The organism is Fibrobacter sp. UBA3629, from assembly GCF_002374005.1.
Lineage (GTDB): Bacteria > Fibrobacterota > Fibrobacteria > Fibrobacterales > Fibrobacteraceae > Fibrobacter.
In genome coordinates, this window is record NZ_DFLC01000001.1 from 48,057 (window position 1) to 51,013 (window position 2,957).

Consider the following 2,957-nt stretch of genomic DNA (forward strand, 5'->3'; position numbering starts at 1 on the left):
CCGTCCATCACGGGCATCTGGATATCCATGATAATCCCGTTGTAGTAACCGGCGGGGTTCTTCTCCACCATCTCGACTGCCTGCTTGCCGTTTACCGCCATCTCGACCTTGAACCCGAGACTTTCGAGAATGATTTTTGCAAGCTCGCGGTTCACTTCCATGTCTTCCACCAGCAATAGGCGCATATTCGTGAAATCCGCCTTGGCCGCGATGGAGATATTGCGCTTGCCACTTTCGGGAACCTCCGTGCCTGTAGCTGTCTTCAGTTCCACGTTCACGAAGAATTCCGTCCCCTTGCCGACTGTCGATTCAAACTTGATTGTCCCGCCCATCAACTTCACGACGTTCTTTGCGATTGCAAGCCCGAGGCCCGTACCCTGCACTCCGCTGATGGTAGAGACGCGCTCCCGCTCGAAGGCATCGAACACGCGGTCTGCAAACTCGGGCGAAATGCCGATACCGTCGTCCTTGACGCGGATTTCGAACGCGGCCTTGCCCTCTTCGATGCATTCCTTTTCGGCGAGAGTCACGGAAACGTGCCCGCCTTCCGAAGTAAACTTGAATGCGTTGCTAACCAGGTTCAGAATCACGCGGTTCATGCGGTTCCTGTCGCAGAGCACCACCGGGTTCCTGAGGCCGTCGTATTTCACGGCAAAGGCGATGTTCTTGCCCACCATCTGCGCCTCGAACATGTCGCGGATTTCATCCATCATTTTCCGCAGGTCGGTGGGCCGCTCTTCCAGTTCCATCTTCCCGATTTCGATGCGGCTCATTTCGAGCATGTCGTTGATGAGGGCCATCAGGTACATGTTAGAGGAGTCAATCTTGGTCAGGTATTTCTGGATTTGCTCGGGGGTCGCCTCCGGTTTGCGCGCCAGGTTGGTGTAGCCGATAATGGCATTCATGGGCGTGCGCAGGTCGTGACTCATGTTCGAAAGGAAAATGGTCTTTGCCCTGTTGGATTCCTCGGCGATATGCTTTTCGTGGTCCAACTTCTGTTCGCGCTGCTGCTGCGTGCGGTAAATGTTCACCACGATGAAAATGCACAGGACGATGAAGAGCGTTTCTACCAGATTGTTCTTCAGCTGGGAATCGCGGACAAGGTCCATCTGCTCTTCCATGAAGTCCTTTTCCTGGACTATCTGGCCTTCGGTCATGGGAATATGCATCTTTTTATGCAGATCCGTATGGAACTCGCTGATATGCGCGATGACATCCTCGGTTTCGTCGTTAGTGACCTGGCGTTCCCACATCACCGCCGAGAACAGCAATATGAACAGCATGGTCACCCACATGATGGCCGACTTGCCGAAACGGTTCTCCTGGTCGCGCATGAACACGGCCCTGTAAACGACGAACCCCACAATGCTCCACGCCATCAGAATCATGAAGGATTCCGTGGCAATTGTGTTCATGTTCCAAAGCGTCGGCGTAAGCGGGAAGAAAAAGAAGAAGGCGGATATTACGACACCCAGGATTCCGGTAAAGTTCAGCACTGTCTTTTGTCGGCCGGTTTCACTGCGGGCAATTTTCACTATCCCCGCAGAAACATACAGATAAATGATAGATGCACTGATGGAGGTGATGTCCACAATCCAGCCGATGGCCGTTCTCCCGAAGAACGGAATAATGCAGGAAAGGAGCATCACGTAGATAATGCCGTAGTTGGTGGCGCCGTGACGGTTGACATGCCCGAACCAGGACGGCATCACGGAATCTTCGGCGAGGCTCAGGAACATGCGCCCGATTGTTCGGTAAAGCCCAAGAAGGCTCGTGGAAATGGCCGCCGTGATGGTTATGGCGAGCACAATAAGGCCGCCGTTGCCGAGGGTCCTGAAAACGGCGTGGAATACCGGGACGGCATCGATTCCCTTGAAGTTTTGCAGGTTGGCAAAATAGGTTTCCCAATTGCCGGATCCTGCAGGGTTTGCCGAAGCCGAAAGAAGAGCTATGAGGGCGTAGACAATCGCTCCGGTTGCAAGAGCCGCCACCATGATGGCGAAACCATATTTCGGCTTGAAGTCATAGGTGGAAGAGGCAAAGCTCACCACGCCAAAGCCAACAAATGCCCAGGGAGCAAGCACCAGCACGTTCACGATCTGCATCAGGGGGGAATGGTCCTTCGCGACTCCCGCCGTCGCAAAGGCCGGGCCCATATCCGAGAAATCAATCCCGCCCTTGCAGGCAATAATTGCAAACAGGCCGACCACACCGCCAAAGAATATGAGGGCAAGCACCGTATTCACCAGGCGCAGCACGTTGGTGTTCCTGCAACTGATGAACCCGAACAGAAGTATAATTGCAAGCGTGGTAAACAGCTCGCCTGCCCAGACCTCATAGCCCATGATGGTATAACTGAAGCCCCTTTGCAGTACGGGTCCGAACAAGAAACGGATAAACAGCACAAAGGCCGACATATTGGCCCACAATACCGCCAGGTACGCAAGGGCCGTGGCCCAGGTGCAAAGGAAGGAATGGTCGTAGCCGAAAAGCTGCTTGGTAAAGGAGAATACGCTCCCCGTGCCGGGAATGCGGCTCATCATGATGTGGAAATTGTAGGCGACAACGCCCATCAGCACGGCGCCAAGCACAAGGGCGATAACTGTTCCCAGGGGGCCCGCAATCGGCAGGAGCGTTGTCGCGGGCATCACGAATGCACCCCAGCCTACGGCACAACCGAAGGAGAGCGCCCACGCACTCAAAACGGACAATTTCTGGTGTTTTTTAGACAACATAACGCTACACCCTTATCCACTTCTGCAAAATTTTCGCAAGTTCCTTGAAATCTATCGGCTTGGAGATATGGTCGTTCATGCCGACTTCCTTCGCCTTGCGGATATCGTCGGCAAAGGCGTTCGCGGTCATTGCCACGATGGGGATTCTCCTTGCATAGGTCGTCATGGCCCTGATGGCCGCAGTCGCCTGATAGCCATCCATGTTGGGCATCTGGATGTCCA

The 2,957-nt window shown here is 54.2% G+C and carries 2 protein-coding genes; both read right to left on the bottom strand.

Annotation, left to right across the window (positions count from 1 at the left end; genetic code table 11):
- The coding region (locus B2310_RS00205; protein WP_290727807.1) for an amino acid permease at positions 1-2,735 on the bottom strand (2,735 nt) is incomplete at its 3' end.
- 4 nt (positions 2,736-2,739) lie between these two features.
- Positions 2,740-2,957 (bottom strand): response regulator (locus tag B2310_RS00210; RefSeq protein WP_290727809.1); only part of this gene is annotated, 218 nt, incomplete at its 5' end.